This is a genomic window from Saccharomonospora glauca K62 (assembly GCF_000243395.2).
Lineage (GTDB): Bacteria > Actinomycetota > Actinomycetes > Mycobacteriales > Pseudonocardiaceae > Saccharomonospora > Saccharomonospora glauca.
On sequence record NZ_CM001484.1, the window covers coordinates 2,089,774 to 2,110,000 of the forward strand.

Genomic DNA, 20,227 nt, shown 5'->3' on the forward strand with positions numbered 1-20,227 from the left:
CGATGAGGAGTGCGATCACCCGTGACGGAGTACTCGACGGTGTTCTTTCCGCCGTCGGATCGACCCCCTTGGTGCGGCTCACCCGTTTGTTCCCGAGGTCTCAAGCGCGGCTCTACGCCAAGTTGGAGGCGTTGAACCCCGGTGGCAGCGGCAAGGACCGCGCCGCCATCGGCATGGTGCTGGGCGCGATCGAATCCGGGGAACTGGTGCCCGGAGAGTCCACTGTAGTCGAGTCCAGCTCCGGAAACCTGGGGATAGGCCTCGCGCAGGTGTGTCGCCTCCACGACATCCGGTTCGTCTGCGTCGTGGACCCGAAGACCACCGCGCAGAACCTGGCCATCCTTCGTGCGTACGGTGCCGAGCTGAGCATGGTGACCGAACCCGACAACGACATGAACGACTTCCTCGCCGCACGTCTTCGCCGGGTCCGGGAGCTGCTTCGGGAGATTCCCTCCGCGGTGTGGCCGAACCAGTACGCCAACGCGCGCAACGCCCTGGCACAGCAGGAGACCATGCGCGAGATCGCGGAAGCACTCGACGGTCGGGTCGACTACCTCTTCGTGGCCACCGGCACGTGCGGAACCATCCACGGTTGCGCCGACTTCATCGCGAAACACGGGTTGTCGACCCATATCGTGGCGGTGGACGCGGAAGGCAGCGCCATCTTCGGCGACGTCACCTGTCGTCGACTGGTGCCGGGGCACGGCGCCGCGATCAGGCCCGCTCTGTACCACGAGGGCATGGCGCACTCGGTGATGCGGATGACGGACCAGGACTGCGTGGTCGGTTGTCGGAAATTGGTCGCGACCGAGGCCATCCTCGGCGGAGGATCGACGGGAGCCGTGGTGAGCGCCGTCGAGCAACGTCTCCCCGAACTTCCCGCCGGTGCCAACTGCGTGCTGCTTCTTCCCGATCGCGGGGAACGGTATCTGGACACCATCTATTCCGACGAGTGGGTGGACGAGAAGTTCGGTGACATCAGGCACTTGTGGAAGGAGAACACCACGTGCTGATTCTGCGCCGCACCGATGTGGAGGGTGTGCTCGACAAGGACCCCGACTCGGTGCTGGAGACGGTGCGTCGCGCCTATGTCGCGCACGCACGTGGACAGACCTCGGTCCCGCACTCGGTCTTCCTCCGGTTCCCCGGAAACACACGGGACCGCATCATCGCCTTACCGGCCTACGTCGGGGGTGAACGCCCGGTCGCCGCGGTGAAATGGATCGCCTCGTTCCCCGCGAACATCGACGCGGGTGTCGAGCGCGCGTCGGCCGTCATCGTGCTCAGTTCCGTCACGGACGGCAGGCCTCGAGCGGTGCTGGAGGGCGCGGTGATCTCTGCCCGCCGTACCGCGGCCGGCGCGGTGCTCGCCGCGGAGGAGCTGACCGTGGGGGCTCCCGAGACCGTGCGGTCGGGGATGAGTTTCGTCGGATGCGGGGTCATCAACTTCGAGGTGCTGCGATTCGCGCGGCACCGACTGCCGCGACTGCGCGAGGTGGCCGTGTTCGACCTCGACCCCGCACGGGCGGAGGCGTTCGCCGAACGGGCGCGCGGGCAGTGGCCGGAGATGACCGTGACGATCTGCGAGGACGTCGAGCGGGCCATGGCTTCGCACCGGTTGGTGTCGCTGGCCACCACCGCGGGGGAACCGCACCTGACCACCGAGGCCTGCCGACCCGGCACCGTGGTGCTCCACGTGTCGCTGCGCGATCTCACCGTGGAGTCGATCCTCGCCGCGCGCAACGTCGTCGACGACGTCGACCACGTGTGCCGGGCGGCCACGTCGCTGGATCTGGCCGCGCGGGCGACCGGGAACCGCGACTTCGTGCACGCCGAGATCGGGGCCCTGCTCGACGGGACCACCCGGCTGCCCTACGACGAGGACGCCGTGACGGTGTTCTCGCCCTTCGGCCTCGGCTGTCTCGACGCGGCGCTGGCCGCGTACACCCTCGACGAGGCGGTCGGACGTGGTCTCGGCATCGACATCCCCGACTTCGTGGACTGAGAGGAGCCAATCATGTCCTCGGACACCTATCTGGTGGTGCTGAACCACGAGGAGCAGTACTCCGTGTGGCCCGCCGATCGGGACCTGCCGGCGGGCTGGAGACCGGAAGGGACCTCGGGGACCCGTGAGGAATGCCTGGACCACATCGAACGGGTGTGGACCGACATGCGACCTCTGAGCCTGCGGCGGCGGATGGACGACGAGTCCCGCTGACGTTGTCGGAAACGAGCCGAGGTGACGATGAACGGATTCGAGGGCTGGGCGGGGGGCCTGCCCGAGCGAGTCGCACGGCAGGCCGCGGCGACGCCGGACGCCGTCGCGGTTTCCTGCGACGGGGGCGCCCTGACCTACCGGGAACTCGACGAGGCGGCGAACCGGCTGGCGCACCATCTTCTCCTGCGCGGTGTCCGGCGCGACGACGTCGTCGGCGTGTGCTTGCCCCGGCGGCCGCGTCTCGTGGTGGCGTTGTTGGGCATCCAGCGAGCCGGTGCCGCGTTCCTGCCCCTGAGCGCCGAACACCCGGTGGAGCGGATGAGCCGGATGCTCACCACCGCCGGTGCGCGGCTGCTGGTGGTCGACACCGACCCGCCCGTCGCCGTGACCGGGATCGACGTGCTGCGCCTGGCCGAGGAACAGCCTCGCATCGATGCCTCGCCCGGCAAGCACGCCCCGGTGGAGACCGACCCCGAGGCGTTGGCCTACGTCATGTTCACCTCCGGCTCCACCGGCGTGCCGAAGGGGGTGGCCGTCCCGCATCGCGGAATTGCCAATCGCGTGGACTGGGCGGTCACCCGGTACGCGTTCGGCAGCGGCGACCGCATGCTGCAGAAGACGTCGCTGGCGTTCGACGCCTCCGTGTGGGAGTTCTTCGGGCCACTCGTCTCGGGCGGCACCGTGGTGTTGCCTCCGGAAGGTGTCGAACGCGATCCGGCCGCCATGGCCGATGTCCTCGCCTCGGAGGACATCACGGTGTTGCAGGGCGTGCCGACCTTCCTCCGGACGTTGGCCGACGAGCCGATGCTGGGGAAATGCCCTTCCCTGAGGCTGATCTTCTCGGCGGGGGAGCCGTTGTCGGGCGATTTGGCCGCGCGTCTGGCGGCGCGTACCGGTGCGACGGTGGTCAACACCTATGGGCCCACGGAGTGCTCCATCGACGTCACCTTCCGGGAGTACGACGGCACGCCCTCCCGGACCGTTCCCATCGGACATCCGCTGAGCGAGACCCGCGTGACCGTCCTCGATCCGTCGGGGGCCCCGGCCGACCGGGGTGAGCTGTACGTGTCGGGAGCCGGACTCGCCAGGGGCTACGTGGGACAGCCGCGGTTGACGGCGGCGAGGTTCGTCCCGGACCCGTTCGGCCCGCCGGGAGCTCGTGCGTATCGGACCGGTGACGTGGTACGGCGCCGCCCGGAGGACGGGGCACTGGAGTTCCTCGGCCGAACCGATGACCAGGTCAAGATCCGCGGTATCCGGGTCGAACCCGCCGAGGTGGAGGCGGTGTTGGCGCAACACCCCGGAGTGGCGTCGGCCGCCGTGGTGCCGCGACCGGGACCCGGAGGTACGGCTCGGCTGGTGGGGTACGTGGTCCCGCGCTCGGAGGCCCCGAGCCACGAGGAGCTCCGGAAGCATCTGCTGCGGCAGCTCCCCGAGGCCTACGTGCCCTCGGTGTTCGTCACGATGCCCGCGTTCCCGGTGACGCTCAGCGGGAAGATCGACCGGGCCGCGTTGCCCGACCCCGCCCCGACGCGGGCCCCGGTCGGCCCCGAACCCCGGACCTCGCTGGAGCGGACGGTCGCGAGCGTGTTCGCCGAGGTGCTCGAGGTCGACGCCGTCGGACTCGACGACGACTTCTTCCTCCTGGGAGGTCATTCGCTGCTTGCGATCCGGGTGGCGACGAGACTCAGGTCCGCGCTGGGGGTCGTCGTGCCGGTACGCGTCGTGTTCGAGGAACGCACGGTAGGTGGGCTCGCCGCCCGGCTGAAGGGGGCGAGCGCCGAGGGGCCACGGGAGATCCGCGTGCTCGATCCCGAGGAACGGGCTCGCCCCCTCCCGCTGTCGTTCGCGCAGCAACGGTTGTGGCTGCTCGACCAGCTCAACCCCGGAAGCACGATGTACCAGGTGAGGTGGGCGGCGCGGCTGGTCGGTCCGGTGGACGTCGACGCGCTGACCGTGGCGGTGCGGGGATTGGTGGCCCGGCACGAGATCCTCCGAACCCGGTACGGGTGCCGGCCCGACGGGGTGCCCGTGCAGACGGTGGTGGAGTCGACGGGGGAGCTCCGACTCGTCGAGGTCGACGAGGACGTGGACGCGGTCATCGAGGACCTGACGAGCCGGCCGTTCGACCTCGCCGAGGACCTGCCTCTGCGGGCGTACCTCCTCCGGGTGGACTCACGTGATCACATGCTGCTTCTGGTGATGCCGCACATCGTCACCGACGAGTGGTCGGAGGCGATCATGGTGCGGGAATTGTCCGAACTGTACTCGGCGCACGTCGAAGGGCGGCTGCCGAACCTCGACCGCCCGGCGGCACACTACGTGGACTACGCGGTGTGGCAGCGGGAGCACCTGTCCGACGAGATCGTCGCCCACGAACTCGACTTCTGGCGGCGGCAGTTGTCCGGGCTCGAACCGTTGGAGCTTCCGACGGACCGGCCTCGGCAAGCCGTTCGGGACCGCCGGGGTGCCGTGGTCCGGCACCTCGTGCCCGCCGAGACGGCGCGGCCCTTGCTCACGTTGGGGCGGCAGCACGGCGCCACGCCGTTCATGACCTTCCTCGGCGTGTTCTACGCGCTGCTTGCCCGGTACACCGGCATCAAGGATCTCGCGGTCGGCACTGTGATGTCCGGGCGAGGACACCCGGCATTGGAATCGACCCTCGGATTCTTCGCCAACACCGTCGTGCTGCGGGTCGACGTGAGCGACGACCCGGACACCCACGCGTTGCTGGCCAGGGTCAGGGACCGCTCCCTCGACGGCTTCGGACACGGCGAACTGCCCTTCGACCGTGTCGTGGAAGAGCTTGCCCCGGAGCGGGACCCGGACCGGTCCCCACTGGTCGACGTGACGTTCGGGGTGCGGGAGCAGCCCGCCGAGCGGTTGCGGTTGCCCAGTGTGGACGTGCGCCGGGTCGAGGTGGACCAGACGACGGCGAAGTTCGATCTGACCATGATCCTGGTGGCCGACGGCGACGGTGGATACCGGATGGAGATCGAGTACGCCACCGAGCTGTTCACCGAGGAGACCGTCCGGCGGCTGGCTTCCCACTTCACCACGCTCACCGAGGCGATGGTCGCCAGGCCCGACCTGCCGATCAGTCGGTTGTCGCTCATGGACTCGCAACAGCGGTGGCGGCAGCTTCGGGAATGGAATCCCCCTCGGTGTCCCGTCGTCGAGGAGAGCGCCTACGAGGCGTTCGCCGAGCAGGCCGCGCGCACCCCGGACGCGACCGCCGTGGTGTTCGGGGACGTCACGTTCACCTACGCTGCCCTCGCCGCGCAGGCGGAAGCGCTCGCGCTGCGGCTGGCAGAGCTGGGGGTCGGGCCCGAGGCACCGGTGGCGGTGGTGCTCGAACGGTCCCCGAGGGTGGTGGCGGTGCTTCTGGGGGTGCTGCGGGCGGGCGGTGTGTATGTCCCGCTCGACCCGGAGCTGCCCGAGTCGCGCCTGACCGAACTGAGGGACGACCTCGGCGCGAAGGTGGTGATCACGGACCGGCGTTGCGCTGTGCCCGCTTCCGTGCTGGGCGCGCCCCTGCTGTTCCTCGACGAGCCGCTGGACCCGAGACCCGCGCGACTTCCCGACGGTGACCCGGACCGGCTGGCCTACATGGTCTACACGTCCGGTTCGACCGGACGGCCGAAAGCTGTCATGATCACGAACAAGGCCTTCACCCACCATGCCAGGGTGATAGCCGCGGCGCTCGGGTACCGCTCCGACGAACGGGTCCTGTTGAATGCGCCGCTGCACTTCGACCCCGCGTTGGAGCAGGTGCTCGCACCGCTGCTGCTGGGTGCGACCGTGGTGGTCGGCGAACCGGGGCTGGTCGCCCCCGACGAACTTCCCGACCGCATCGCCGAGGCGGCCGTGACCCAGGTGGCCATCGCCCCCGCGTACTTCCGCGAGGTGGTGAGGAGTCTGCGTCCGGGGGACCCACGCATGGCCACGGTACGGACCATGGTGGTCGCCGGGGACGTGGTCACCCATGACGACGCGCGGCGGTGGGCGGACCTCGGTCTTGCCGCCGGGCTAACCGTCCTTTACGGACAGACCGAGACCACGATCGCCGCGACGACGTATTCGGCGGGAGAGCGGGACCTGCTCACGGAGGCGTCGGAGACGGCGCTCCCCATCGGCCGGCCGGTGCCGGGAACCCGAATCCACGTCCTCGACGAGCACCTGGAACCGGTACCGGTCGGAGTGCCGGGGGAGATCTACCTGGGTGGCATCCGGCTCGCCCGTGGGTTCTGGCGGCAACCTCGGCAGACGGCCGATCGGTTCGTCCCGGATCCGCACGGCGACGAGCCCGGTGAACGGCTCTACCGAACCGGCGATCGGGGCCGATACCGGGCGGACGGGACACTGGAGTTCCTCGGCCGCGTCGACTCCCAGGTCAAGATCCGGGGTTTCCGGGTGGAACTCGGCGAGATCGAGGCGGTGCTGACGCGCCATCCCGCCGTACGGATGGCGGCCGCGGCGGTGCACACGATGCCGGACGGCGGACGTCGATTGGTCGGCTACGTGGTCCCGGAACCCGACACCCCGGCCCCTGCCGCTTCGGAGCTGCGTTCCTACTCACGGGCCCGGCTCCCCGAGTACATGGTGCCGACTTTCTTCGTCACACTGCCGGAACTGCCGCGCTTCGCGAGCCAGAAAGTGAACCGCAAGGCGCTCCCGAAGCCGGAGGTCTCCTCGGAGGAGGACTTCGTCGCCCCCCGAGACGAGGTCGAGGAGGCCATCGCCGAGGCATGGTCCGAGGTCCTGGGGGTCACCCGGATCGGTGTCGAGCAGGAGTTCTTCGACCTGGGAGGCCATTCGCTGCTCGCCACCCGGTTGGCCGCGCGGTTACGGGACATGTTCGGCATCGAGGTCCCACTCCGTCTGCTCTTCGAGGCCACCACCGTCAGCGCGCAGGCGGCCGCGCTCGAACGGCTCGCCGAAGCCGAGGACGATCACGCAGCCACAGCGACCTAGGGAAGACGACGATGAGCTCTGAATTGCCGAAGCGTGAGACCGGCCGTGGCGCGAAGCTCCTGCGGGACCGGCTGCGGCAGCGGTCCGGGGAGTCGACGTCGAGCGACCCGATCGTTCCGGTGGCGGCGCGTACCGGGACGGTGCCGTTGTCGTTCGGGCAACGCCGGTTGTGGGTGCTCGACCAGCTGCGTCCGGGGAGCACCGAGTACCTGATGCCCATGGCGTTCCGGCTTCGTGGCGACATCTCCGGACTGGACCTGCGGGGCGCGTTGACCGAGCTGATCCGTCGCCGCGAGATCCTCCGTACTCGGTACACCGTCGACGACGCCGGGAACCCCGTGCAGACGATCGACCCTCCCTACGAGGTCGAGCTCACCCACACCGACCTGACCGGCGCGAGCGACGACGAGCTGGACGCCCTGCTGCACACGGATCTCAGCCGTCCCATCGATCTCGCCACGGGACCGGTCCTGCGAGCCCGCCTCATTCGGCTGGGGGAGCGGGAACACGTCCTGTCGCTGGTGCTCCATCACATCGCCGCCGACGGATGGTCGGGAAGCCTGCTGGCCGGGGAACTCGCCGCGTTGTGCGCGGGCGAGGACCTGCCCGAACCGACACTGCAATACGCCGATTTCGCGATCTGGCAGCGGGCCCACGCGTCCGGCGAGTGGTGGGAACGGGGAATGGACTACTGGGTGCGGCAGCTCCGGGACCTGCCCGAGCTGGAGCTGCCCACCGATCGGCCTCGGCCCGCCGTGTGGGACCCCGCCGGTGCCACGGTGACGTTCCACATCCCCACCGACCTCGCCGCCGCGTCCGCTCGGCTGGCGGGTGAACACCGAGCGACGGTCTTTATGACATACCTGGCGGCGTTCTGGGCTTTGCTGCACCGCTACACCGGGCAGACCGACTTCGCGGTCGGCAGCCCGGTGGCGGGAAGGACGCGGGCCGAGACCCATGACGTGATCGGGTTCTTCCTCAACACCCTGGTACTGCGCGCGGATGTGACCGGCGACCTCTCGTTCCGGGACCTTCTCCAGCGGGCGAGAACGACAGCGCTCGACGCGTACGAACACCAGGACGTGCCGTTCGAACGCGTGGTGGACGCCATGGGGGTCGCCCGTGACCTGTCCACGCACCCGTTGGTCGGGGTGAACTTCATCCTCCAGAACAACGAGCCGTTCCGCTTCGAGGCGGGAGCCGTCACCGGGGAACTCGTTCCGGTCGAACAGCGGCAGGCTCAGTTCGACCTCACCTGGACCCTCGAGGAACAACCGGACGGATCGGTGCTCGGCCACGTCACCTATGCCCACGCGCTGTTCGACCGCGACACCGCCGAGCGGATGGGAACCCACTACGTTCACCTGCTCCGGGCCGCGGTCTCGCGGCCCGACACCCGGATCGGCGACCTTCCCCTGCTCGACGAGGCCGAGACACGCCATTTGCTTCGCCCCGCGTTGATGGTGGCGGAGAGCTCGCCCTGCCTGCACGACCGCTTCGCGGAACAGGCCCGACTGCGCCCGGACGCGACGGCGCTGGTGTTCCGGGGCGAGCGGCTTTCATACTCCGAATTGGACACACGCGCGAATCGGTTGGCCCACCGGCTCCGATCGCTCGGGGTCGGGCGTGAGGATCTGGTGGGAATCTGCCTCCACCGCGGAACGGACATGATTATTGCCATCCTCGCGGTGCTCAAGGCGGGCGCGGCGTACCTGCCCATGGACCCGGCGCATCCCGTCGAACGGATCGGCTTCATGATCAGCGACGCCGCGGTCAAGGTCCTGCTGACCCAGCGGGACCTGCGGGAACTGGTGTCCGCGTCCGAGGCGCCGGTGATCGTGCTCGACGACCCGGAGGAGCGGGGCAGGACGGCGCTTTTCTCCGAGCGAGCCCCGACGGTCGCCTCACATCCCGACGATTTGGCCTATGTCATCTACACCTCGGGGTCGACCGGTCGCCCGAAGGGCGTGCAGGTCAGCCACGCGAACGTCGTCCGGTTGCTGACCGCGAACGAGGAGGAGTACCGGTTCGGTCCCCTGGACGTGTGGCCGCTGTTCCACTCCTACGCCTTCGACGTCTCCGTCTGGGAGATCTGGGGTGCGTTCCTGTACGGTGGCCGGCTGGTGGTCGTCCCCCATGACGTCACTCGCTCGCCGTGGGACTTCGCCCGGCTCCTGGCCGACGAAGGCGTGACGGTGCTGAACCAGACTCCCTCCGCGTTCGGCAACCTGATCGAGCTGGTGCGTCGTGACGACCCCGTGCTCGATCGGCTGTCGCTGCGGCTGGTCATCTTCGCGGGGGAGAAGCTCGACGTGGGCCAGTTGAAGCCGTGGTGGGACCGTTTCGGGGACCGAAAGCCGTTGCTGGTCAACAAGTACGGCATCACCGAGATCACCGTGCACGCGACGTACCGAGCGCTCGGGATCGAGGATCTGGAAGGGGAGCGCAGCCCCATCGGCCGTCCGATCCGCGACCTGACGTTGTACGTGCTCGACGATCGACTGCGTCCCGTGCCGGTCGGCGTCCCCGGCGAGATCTACGTCGGTGGCCCCGGTGTCACCCGAGGTTATCTGAATCGTCCCGCGTTGACGGCGCAGCGGTTCGTGCCCGACCCCTACGGTCCGCCCGGTTCCCGGCTGTATCGGTCCGGGGACAAGGCCAAGGTGCTCGCGAACGGCGACATCGCGTTCCTGGGGCGTTTCGACAACCAGGTGAAAATCCGCGGTTTTCGCGTCGAGCTGGGCGAGGTCGAAGCCTGTCTTGCCGATCACCCCGATCTCAAGGCCGCCGTGGTCACCGTGCATCGGTCCGACGCGGGCACGAACGAGTTGGTGGCGTACGTGGTACCGAAGGACGGGGTCACGGTCAGCGCGCCCGAGATACGTGCCGCGTTGGCCGAGCGGCTACCCGCCTACATGGTGCCCGGCATCGTGATGACGGTGCCGAAGTTCCCGCTGACGGCCAACGGCAAGCTCGACATGGCCGCGTTGCCGCGCCCCGACCGGTCGGCACAGGACCCGAACGAGGCGTTCGTCGCGCCGCGCAACGAGACCGAACGTGCCCTCGCCGAGATCTGGGCCGAGGTGCTGGGCGTGCGGCGAGTCGGTATCCACGACAACTTCTTCGCCTTCGGTGGAGACTCCATTCACGCCGTCCGACTGGTCGGCAGGATGCGGAGCCGAGGGTTCGACTACGCCGTGCAGGACCTGTTCCGCCACCAAAGCATTGCCGAGCTCGTGGGTTCCGGCGCCGGGTCCGGAGCCGACGAGGGCGGTATCGCGCCGTTCGCGCTCATCAGCGAGGAACAGCGTGCGGAGCTGCCGGACACGGTCGTGGACGCGTATCCGATGTCTCGCGTCCAGGCCGGCATGGTCTACGAGATGTTGGCGGATTCCGACCGGAGCAACTACCACAACGTCACGAGTTACCTCATCCGCGACGACGGCGAGTTCGACCCCGAGGCGTTGCACGGCGCGGTGAGGCAGGTGGTCGCGAACCACGAGGTGTTGCGGACCTCGTTCGACCTCGCCACGTCGTTGCAATGGGTGCATGCCGCCGCCGAACCGGAATTCGGCCACGAGGACCTCCGTTCCCTGAGCGAGGCGGAGCAGCGGGCTCGGATGGACGAGTTCCGCGGGCGGGAGCGAGCCAGGTTGTTCGATCTCTCGAAAGCACCGTTGATCAGGGTGCACGCTCACCGGGTCGCCGACGATCGCTTCTTCCTGACGTTGACCGAGCACCACGCCGTGCTCGACGGCTGGAGCCACAATTCCGTCATCTCCGAACTCGTGGCCGGTTACCGGGCGCTCCGTGACGGCGGCGAGCCGCCCGCGGCACCGGCCACCGCCGTTCGCTTCGCCGACTTCATCGACCAGGAGTTGAAGAGCCTCGCCGGCACCGCGGACCGGCAATTCTGGGCCGAGCAACTGAAGGACTCCACCAAGCTCGTGATCCCGCCGTCCTGGGCCGATCCCGACGGCCCCGGTGACTACCACCTGAGAGTGCCGTACGGGCATCTACGGGATCGACTCCAGGACCTGGCCCTGGCGGCCGGTGCTTCGTTGAAGAGTGTGCTGCTCGCGGCGCATCTGGCCGTGTGCCGCACGTTCGCGGAGGGCGACGGGTTCCACTCCGGTCTCCTGTGCAACGGACGTACTGAGGCGGAGGGTGGCGATCAGGTTCGGGGCATGTTCCTCAACCCGGTGCCCTTCGTGGCGCCGTCCGGCGCCCGGACCTGGCGGGAGCTGGTGCAGGCGGTGTTCGCCCAGGAGGTCGCCCTGTGGCCCCATCGTCGGTATCCCATGCCGCAACTTCAGGTGGAGTTCGGCAAGGGCGATCGGCTGATCGAGGTCGCCTTCAACTACCTCGACTTCCACGTGCTCGACCGGACCGCGGTCGACACCTCGGCCAGCATCGACATCGCTCTCAACGAATTCCCCCTGTGCGTGTTGACCGAGGACGGGGACCTGGTCCTCATCGCCAAGTCGGAGTGGATCGGCGAGAAGTACACGGCCCTGCTCGCACGGATGTTCGAGCGGGTACTGGAACTGATGGCCACGAACCCCGACGGCAGCACCGCGGTGTCGCTCCTGCCGGAGGACGAACGGTCCCGGCTGCTGACGGAGGGCAATGACAACTGGGAGGACCCCCCGGACCTCACGGTGCCCGAGCACATCGTCCGGCACGCCGCGCACAGTCCCGACGCGGTCGCCGTCGAGTCCGGCGCCGAGCGGTTGACCTATCGGCAACTGTGGCGACGTGCGAACGCGTTCGGTGAGCGGCTTCATGCGGCCGGGGTGCGCCGGGGGCAGCTCGTGGGGCTCTGCCTGCCACAGCGGACCGACCTGGTCGCGGCGGCGCTCGGTGTGGTGAACCTCGGGGCGGCGTACGTTCCGGTCGATCCGGACCACCCCGACGAACGCGTCACGTCGATCCTGCGCGACGCCGGAGTGCGGGTGGTGGTGGCCGACCGCGACTTCCCCGACCCGCTGGTGACGATACGGCCGTCCTCGGTGCCCGAGAGCGGGGGAGAAGCCGGTGAGACGGAGCTTCCCCCGGCATGCTCCCCGCACCCGGAGGACCTCGTCTACGTGGTGCACACCTCGGGCTCCAGCGGCCGTCCCAAGGGCGTCATGGTGAGGCATCTGGCGCTGGCGGAGCGGGTGCGGTCGATGACGCGGGACATGGATCTGGGGCCGGACGATGTGGTGGTGTCCGTGGTGCCCACGGTGACCGACGTCTGGCAGATGGACATGTTCGTGGCCCTGGCCGCGGGAAGCAGGCTCGTCCTCGCCGGTATCGACTACGCCAGGGACCCGGTGTCGCTGGCCGCGCTGCTGCGGTCGAGCGGGGCCACGCTCATGCAGGCCTCGCCCACCACGTGGCGCATGCTCGACGAATCGGGATGGGTCGCGCCACCGGGCTTCCACCGCGTGTCCGGCGGAGAGGCGTTGGGGGCGGAGCTCGTCGACCGTTTCGGGAACACCGAGACCGGGGTCTGGGACATGTACGGGCCCGCCGAGGTGACCATGTTCTGCTTCGGCTCGCGGTACACCGCGAGTTCCGGAGCGCAGTGGGTGCCGGCCACCAACACGGTGGCCTACGTGCTCGACGACGACCTCGAACCGGTACCCGTCGGGGTGCCCGGCCAGATCTTCGTCGGAGGTACCGGCTTGGCACGAGGCTACCTGGGCCGCCCGGCGGCCACCGCCGCCGCGTTCCTGCCCGACCACCTGACCGGCGTGCCCGGCGGGCGGATGTACGCCACGGGTGACATCGGACGTCGACTCCCCGACGGTCGAATCGAGGTCCTCGGACGCCGCGACCATCAGGTGAAGATCCGTGGTTTCCGGGTCGAGCTCGGTGAGGTCGAGGCCGCCCTCGTGGCCCACCCCGGGGTGCGTGCCGCGGTGGTCCACCCCGTGACCGATTCGGAAGGTGTCAAACGACTCGCCGCGTACCTGATTCCCAACGGGGACCCGGTCCCGCCCGCCGAGCTCGCCGCCTTCCTCACCCGGACCCTGCCCGGATACATGGTGCCGACCTATTTCCTGTCGTTGGACGCGTTCCCCCGGCTCGCCAACGGCAAGGTGAATCGCGACGCACTCCCGGTTCCCGACGGCGGTCGTCCGGACGCGGTCAGTCCGTACCGGCCTCCCGAGGGGGAACTGGAGGAGCGCATCGCCGAGGTCTGGGCCGAGGTACTGGGGCTCGAACGAGTGGGCCGGGACGACGACTTCTACGCGCTGGGCGGACATTCCCTGCTCACCATGCGGATCATCGCTCGCCTGTCCCGGCAATACGGGATCACGTTGGGCTTCCGGGACTTCCTGCGACACCGGACCGTTCGCGGTCTGGCCGAAGCCGTCGCCGTTCCGGACCCGCGGTCGTCGTTGCTCTGGCTCGGGAACACCGGCACTGCCACACCCTTGTTCTGCGTGCATCCCGGTGGCGGGAGCGCCCACTGGTACCGGGAGCTGGCCGAGGTGTACACCGCCCGACGTCCGTTGGCCGCGTTCGAATGGTCCGGGACCAACGGGGAGGAGGCGGCCCCGAGCAGCCTCGCCGACGTGGCGGCGAGGTACGTGGCGGAGCTGAAGGAAGTCCGACCGGCGGGACCGTGCCCCATTCTGGGCTGGTGCGGTTCCAGCGGCATCGCGTGGGAGATGGCACGTCGGCTGCATGCCGAGGGGCGGGAACCCCAGCTGATCCTCATCGATCCGATCGAGTACCCCTCCACCCGCGTGAACCCGTTGGCGGAGAACGTGGCGTTGCTCCGCCGCGCCGAGTCGTTGCTCGACGTCGTGCGCGAGGAGGAGCCGGAGGGCGCCCGGCGGGACTCCGTGAGGGCCGAACTGATCCAACTGCTGTCCGTGATCACCGACGACGGCACCACGGTGTTCGACCCCGACGAGCTGGATCTCGACCTGGTCCACGGCTGGGCCGATCGCCTGCGGTCGTGGCGGGAGATGGCCGAACTCCGATTGCGATACCGTTTCCCCGAGTACGCGGGCTCGGTACACATCCTCGTGTGCGAGGAGCTGCTTCGGGGCGGGTACGAGGACATCGTCGGCCAGTCGTTCGACTCTTACCTGGATCACTGGCGCGGACTCGCCGGGGGAGGAGTCCGAGTGCGAAGCATTCCGGGGAATCACCGCACGGCGTTGCTGCCGCCCCACGTTTCCACATTGGCCGACACCGTGGCCGCCATTATCGACGGCTCCGACACCGTGGAGGGTTGAACGACATGGCACGCGACATCATCTCACTCCGCGACTTGTCCGACGAGGACATCGAATGGATCGTCCGACGCGGTGCGGAGATCGCCACGAATCGCCGGACGTGGGGAGAACCCCTGCGGGACAAGGTGATCGGGATCTACTTCAGCAAGACCTCGACCCGCACCCGTACCGCTTTCACCACGGGAGCGTTACGGCTCGGCGCGCGAGTGATCACCTACGGGCCGGGGGACCTCCAACTCAACACGGGCGAGTCACTGGAGGACACCGCACGGGTGCTCGGTGACATGCTCGACGGACTGGTGGTCCGTACCGCGGGGCCGGTGGCCGAGATGCGCACCCTGGCCGAACACTGCGGCTCGGTGGTCAACGCGATGAGCGAGGACGAACATCCCACCCAGGCACTCGCCGACCTGACCACGCTACGTCAGCGCTTCGGCGAGATCGCCGGACTGCGAGTGCTGTACGTCGGCGAGGGGAACAACACCGCGGCCGCGCTCGCGCTCGCTCTGCCCCGTTTCGAGGGCGTGTCCTTGGAGCTGCGCACGCCGAAGGGTTACGGACTGGCTCCGGAAGTGCTGGCCGAAGCCCGCACGTTGGCGGACACGTACGGGAGCACGGTGGAAGAACGGCACCACATGGACTCGCTACCGCGAGCGATGGATGTGGTCTATACCACGAGGTGGCAGACCACCGGAACGAGCAAGTCGGACCCGAACTGGCGGCAAGCCTTCGAACCGTTCCGGGTCGATGCCGACGTGGTGGGGAATTACCCGAAGGCCGTCGTCATGCACGACCTTCCCGCCCACCGCGGGGAGGAGATCACCGCCGAGGTGTTGGACGGGCCGTCGAGTATCGCGTTCGAACAAGCTCGGAACAAGCTCTACAGCGCCATGGCCGCCCTCGAATGGTGTCACGGTCGATGAGCGTCAGTGGCGCGACCCGAGCTGCCCCGCCGGGTCGCGCCACTGACGCGTTCAGGAGTCCTTCTTGCCGCGTCGTTTCACGGCTTCGAGAGCCCCGACGATGACCAGGGCGCCCACGATGATCAGCGCGGGAAGGAGTACGGCCAAAGACCCGGTCTGCTCGCCGAAGAGTGTCGTGAACAGGCCGCCGTGGTCATCGCTGGTGAGGTACTGAACGAGGGGGATCACGCCGAGGGGTATCGCCGCCAGGACAACCACGGTTTGGATTAAATCAACCGCTTTCTTGTTGCTCTGTCCCGAGTCGTTCGCCATGCAGGTCCCTCCAGGCTGTGGTTCGACGATTGGTTTCACGATATCAGAACGTGACCAAAGGATGTGAGAACGTTCGTGTACGAAAGCACTTATGTCGATGTGTACGACCTTGTCATGCGGAACCGTCCGAAAGATTACGAAAAAGAGGCGGCCAGCGTCGTCGAGGTGATTAGGGAGCGTAATGGCTCTGCTCGTTCACTGCTGGACGTGGCGTGTGGAACCGGCCTTCATCTTCGCTATCTGGCCGACGCGTTCGACTCGGTCGAGGGGGTCGATCTGTCGCCCGACATGCTTGCACTGGCGCGGAAGCGCATTCCACGGGCCACGTTCAGTCAGGGTGACATGAGAACTTTGGACCGTGGTGCGAAATTCTCGGCCGTGACGTGCCTTTTCGCGATCCCGCATCTGAGTTCCGAAAAAGAACTGAAAAAAACCGTGAGGTCGCTGGTCGACCATCTCGAACCCGGCGGTGTCGTCGTCGTCGAGCCGTGGTTCACCCCGGAACAGTTCCTTCCGGGATACATCGCCAGTGATGTCGTGAAGGACGGAGATCGGGTCGTACACCGGCTGTCGCATTCGGTTCTGGTCGGGCCGCAAGAGGTGAAGATGACCATACACTACGCCGTCGCGGAAACCGATAGAGGAATTCGGAACGTCACCCGAACAGTTGACATGACGCTGTTCACCGACGCGCAGTACGAGGAGGCGTTCCGGGACGCCGGATGCGCGGCCGAGTTCCTGCCGTTGCCGGCGTTCACCAGAGGGGTGTGGGTCGCTCAACGGTGAGTCGGCGGTCGCCGGAACCGCTCAACTTCGGACCACCGGGCGGGGGCCGTGAGCGGCCACGGCTTCCAGGGTGCCGACCAGCTCCAGCGGCGTCGGCGCACGGAGCATCTCGTCCCGTAGCCGGGCTGCTCCGTGCGTGAACGACGGTTCCTCCAACAGACGGAGTACGTTCGCGCGTACGTCACTCGTGGTCATCGTGCTCGTGTCGAGTGCGATCCCCGCCCCTCGGCGAGCGAAGCGACGGGCCAACTCGGGAGCGTCGAATTCCCAGGGCAGGACGAGCTGGGGCACGGCGTGTCTCGCCGTGGTGAGCAGCGTGCCGGGGCCGCCGTGATGGACGACGACCGAGCACGTGGGCGCCAGGGCCTGCAAGGGGACGTACGACACCACCGTGGTGTTCGACGGTACGCGGGTGAGCGCACGTTGCTCCGACTCGGCGATAGCGGCGACCACGTCGATGTCGAGATCGGCGAGCGAGTCGAGGATCTCCTGGACCTTCAGGTTGTAACTTCCGAACCGGGAGACCGCCGTGATGCCCAGGGTGACGGCGACCCGTGGTCGCTTCGGAGGAGTTCGCAGCCAGTCGGGCACCACGGCGCGTCCCCCGTAGGGGACGTACTGCATCGGCAGGTAACGCAGCCCCGGTGCCGTCATTCGCATCGACTCCGGGAGCGTGTCGACGGTGAACATCCCGGTGACGAGAGTCTCATCGAATTCGATGCCGTACCGGGTGGCGTAGGCGGCCAACCACTCGCCGAGCGGGTCCGCTCCACCCGTGGGACACAGGGCGGAGAAGCGGGCCCGCGTGACCCCGAAGACGTCGATGCTCCACAGGACCCGGCCGTGGACGGCCCCACTCGCGGCCGCCGCGACGGAGCCGGCGTAGGTCGTGGGCTCCCACAGCACCAGATCCGGACGCCAGTACCGGGCGAAGTCGACCAGCCCCGAGATGAGGGGGAAGTTGGCCATCTTGTGCCACCAACGCACCGCCGTCTCGTACCCGCTGCGCATCGACTCCATGTCGAGGGCGTCGTCGGAGAGGACGGCCGCGTCGTAGGGAGGCAACAGCCCGGTCACCGCGGAGGCCTGCTCGGGGCGGAGGAGCCGGGAGAAACCGTCGTCCCGGCCCACCGGGACGGCGAGCAACCCGGCATCGGTGATCACACGAGTGAACGCCGGGGTGCTGGCGACCCGGACGTCGTGCCCGGCCGCACGCAGTGCCCAGGCCAAGGGCACCATCGACAGCAACACGCTGCGATCGGCGTACGTGGTGAGGAGGACGCGCACGATCAGCTCCCCCCTTCCCGTGCGAGGGACTCCAGTCGGGGGACCACCTCGGTCGGGGTGGGCATGGCGAGCATCTCCTCACGCAGTGTCTCCGCCGCCTTCCGGAAAGCCGGCTCGGTGAGCAGCCGGAGCACGTGGTCCCGCACCACGTCGCCGCTGACGTCGGTGTAGTACACCGTCAGTCCCGCGCCGTAGGCGGCGAGACGATTGCACACGGGCGGGTTGTCGTGCTGTTCCGGGATGGTGAGCTGGGGAACTCCGGCGAGGGCGGTCGTGTTGATCGTGCCGAAGGCGCCGTGGTTGACGGCCGCCGCGCAGGTCGGCATCAAGGCGTTGAGCGGAACGAACGGGACCATGCGGACGTTCTCGGGCACCGACCCGATCTCCTGCTGTACCTTCTCCGCCACGGTCGCCACCACCTCGGCGTCTATATCGGACAGCGCTTCGAGGATCTCGTCCACCTTCACGGGATAGCCGCCGAAACGCTGGGTGGCCGAGACACCGAGGGTGAAGCACACCCGTTGCCTCTCGGGCGGCTCCCGCAGCCATTCGGGAACCACCGACACGCCGTTGTAGGGCACGTATCGCATCGGCAGATAGTCGATGTCGGCCCGCAGTTGCAAGGGCGTCGGGTACTGGTCGATCGTGAGGTGACCGGTGACCATGTCCTCCGAGAACTCGGCACCGTAGGCCTCCACCGACGCGGCGAGCCATTCCCCGAGGGGATCGGTTCGCCCGGCTTCCGGGCGTTGCCGGGCCAGCGTGCGGTAGTGCTCCCTGGTCTTGCCGAAGATGTCGAGGCACCAGGGGATGCGCACGTGCGGTACCCCGATGGCCTTCGCCGCGATGGGACCGGCGTAGGTGGCCTGCTCCCAGACGATCAGGTCGGGGCGCCAGTACCGGGCGAACTCCACGAGTTCGGCCGTCATGGGCTCGTTGACCACGCGATACCAGCGATCGACCACCGTTCGGTAGCCCGTGACGAGGTGGTCCCAGGACACTTCCTCCGTCGGGAGATCCGCCGTGTCGAACGGGGGCAGGTCCACCGCCCGGACCTGCCGGTACAGCTCCGGACGCGTCCGGGCGAGACGGGAGTTGAGGAAGCGGTCGGCGATCTTCCACAGATTGTGGTCCCGGCCCACCGGGACGGCGGTCAGTCCGCTGTTGGTGATCACGTCGACGAGTGCGGGTTGACTGGCGACACGCACCTCGTGGCCGGCGCCGAGCAACGCCCATGCCAACGGAACCATCGCGTGGAAATGGGTCTTCTCCGAGTAGGTCGCGAAAAGGATGCGCATTGTGCTCCACTCTCGACGGATGCGTTCACGACGTTGGCGTCCCGCCGGCGAGACGCTCGCGGAAGGTCTACGGCGCTTCGGCTTTTCCCATGGTGGCGCCACGGGCGATCCTGGTCGGTCGCTCGCCGTGATTCAACCGAAGGTATCGGAGGAATGGCTTTTCTGTAGTACTTTCCTGACACCGCACATGCCCACCTGAGTCGAAATCAGGATGGATATGACATGCCTGAAGAACTGACCTCCGGTGCTCTGCGACTGAGCCGGATGGGGCTTGGATGCACCTCGATTTCGCACGGATACCGTCCGACGGCGGCCGAACAAGAGGAGTCGATCCGCGTTATTCACCGCGCCCTCGATCTCGGTGTCTCGGTCTTCGACACCGCCGACGTCTACGGCCCGTACAGCAACGAACGGATGCTCGGCCGTGGACTCAAGGGGCGAAGGTCCCGGGCGGTGATCGCCACGAAGGTGGGCCTGGTGGCGCAACCCGACGGTAAACTCAGCCGCAACGGTCATCCGCGGCACATTCGCGCGGCTTGTGAGAACTCGCTCAGCCGGCTGCAGACTGACGTCATCGATCTCTACCAGTTGCATCGCGTCGATCCCGACGTGCCGTTGGAGGAGACGTGGGGAGCGATGGCGGAGCTGGTGCACGAGGGGAAGGTCAGGGGACTCGGCATCTCGCACGCCAGCGTGGAGGAACTGGAGCGGGTCCACGCGTTGTTCCCGATCAGCGCCGTGCAGTACGAACTGTCCATCTGGGCCCCTCACAGCCGGGAAGTGTTGCAGTGGTGCGAACGAACCAGGACTCCGTTCCTGGCTTTCTCCCCACTGGGGCGCGGTTTCCTCGCCGGTCAGGTGGACCCTTCGAAACTCGACAGTCGTGATCCTCGCACTCGTGACCCGCGATTTTCCCGACAAGCCTACGAGGCGAACAAAGCCATCGTGGAAGGTATCGCTCGGGTGGCCGCCCGGTTGAACGCCACTCCCGCCCAGGTGTCCATCGCCTGGGTTTTGGCGCAGAGCGATCTGGTCGTACCGATTCCGGCGACGAAACGATTGCGTTGGCTCGAACAGAACGTGGCCGCTGCGGATCTGAAACTCAGCGAGGAGGACTTGCGCGAACTCTCGGAACTGCCCGAGGCCGTGGGCAGGATGAGATGGGACTACGCCCGTTCGGGCCGCTGA

At 68.0% G+C, this 20,227-nt stretch carries 11 protein-coding genes; 8 read left to right on the forward strand and 3 right to left on the reverse strand.

Going from position 1 to position 20,227, the window contains the following annotated elements:
- Window positions 1-2 precede the first annotated feature (2 nt).
- The 6 genes from sbnA to SACGLDRAFT_RS10005 are packed head-to-tail and all read left to right on the forward strand — an operon-like array spanning window position 3 to window position 15,356.
- Entirely contained in the window at window positions 3-1,013 is a 1,011-nt protein-coding gene (gene sbnA, locus SACGLDRAFT_RS09980; RefSeq protein WP_005464207.1) for a 2,3-diaminopropionate biosynthesis protein SbnA, read from the forward strand.
- Complete coding sequence (gene sbnB, locus SACGLDRAFT_RS09985) at window positions 1,007-2,005, forward strand: 2,3-diaminopropionate biosynthesis protein SbnB (RefSeq protein WP_005464208.1); 999 nt, start codon at window positions 1,007-1,009, stop codon at window positions 2,003-2,005. The genes sbnA and sbnB overlap by 7 nt, the downstream gene beginning before the upstream one ends.
- A gap of 12 nt (window positions 2,006-2,017) precedes the next feature.
- Window positions 2,018-2,218, forward strand: coding sequence for an MbtH family protein (locus SACGLDRAFT_RS09990; RefSeq protein ID WP_005464209.1), 201 nt, complete (start codon window positions 2,018-2,020; stop codon window positions 2,216-2,218).
- Between the two features lie 27 nt (window positions 2,219-2,245).
- Entirely contained in the window at window positions 2,246-7,192 is a 4,947-nt protein-coding gene (locus SACGLDRAFT_RS09995) for a non-ribosomal peptide synthetase (RefSeq protein WP_005464210.1), read from the forward strand.
- An 11-nt stretch (window positions 7,193-7,203) separates the two neighbouring features.
- Window positions 7,204-14,433: a non-ribosomal peptide synthetase gene (locus tag SACGLDRAFT_RS10000; protein ID WP_005464211.1), complete on the forward strand. Its 7,230-nt coding sequence runs from the start codon at window positions 7,204-7,206 to the stop codon at window positions 14,431-14,433.
- 5 nt (window positions 14,434-14,438) lie between these two features.
- On the forward strand, window positions 14,439-15,356 hold the full coding sequence (locus SACGLDRAFT_RS10005) for an ornithine carbamoyltransferase (protein ID WP_005464212.1): 918 nt from the start codon (window positions 14,439-14,441) through the stop codon (window positions 15,354-15,356).
- 51 nt (window positions 15,357-15,407) lie between these two features.
- Here SACGLDRAFT_RS10005 and SACGLDRAFT_RS10010 read toward each other — a convergent pair whose 3' ends face one another.
- Window positions 15,408-15,668, reverse strand: a complete 261-nt coding sequence (locus tag SACGLDRAFT_RS10010) for a hypothetical protein (protein WP_005464214.1) — start codon at window positions 15,666-15,668, stop codon at window positions 15,408-15,410.
- A 75-nt stretch (window positions 15,669-15,743) separates the two neighbouring features.
- On the opposite strand from SACGLDRAFT_RS10010, the gene SACGLDRAFT_RS10015 reads away from it, so the two are divergent.
- A complete protein-coding gene (locus tag SACGLDRAFT_RS10015) occupies window positions 15,744-16,454 on the forward strand; it encodes a class I SAM-dependent methyltransferase (protein ID WP_005464215.1) in 711 nt (236 codons plus the stop codon).
- A 21-nt stretch (window positions 16,455-16,475) separates the two neighbouring features.
- Here the strand turns inward: SACGLDRAFT_RS10015 and SACGLDRAFT_RS10020 are convergent, their stop codons facing one another.
- Together SACGLDRAFT_RS10020 and SACGLDRAFT_RS10025 are read right to left on the reverse strand one after the other, a co-directional pair.
- Window positions 16,476-17,741: an activator-dependent family glycosyltransferase gene (locus SACGLDRAFT_RS10020; protein ID WP_005464217.1), complete on the reverse strand. Its 1,266-nt coding sequence runs from the start codon at window positions 17,739-17,741 to the stop codon at window positions 16,476-16,478.
- Between the two features lie 2 nt (window positions 17,742-17,743).
- The gene (locus SACGLDRAFT_RS10025; protein WP_005464219.1) at window positions 17,744-19,039 is read right to left on the reverse strand and encodes an activator-dependent family glycosyltransferase; all 1,296 of its coding nucleotides are present in this window, start codon (window positions 19,037-19,039) and stop codon (window positions 17,744-17,746) included.
- 222 nt (window positions 19,040-19,261) lie between these two features.
- Between SACGLDRAFT_RS10025 and SACGLDRAFT_RS10030 the strand changes: the two genes are divergently transcribed.
- Entirely contained in the window at window positions 19,262-20,227 is a 966-nt protein-coding gene (locus SACGLDRAFT_RS10030; RefSeq protein WP_005464221.1) for an aldo/keto reductase, read from the forward strand.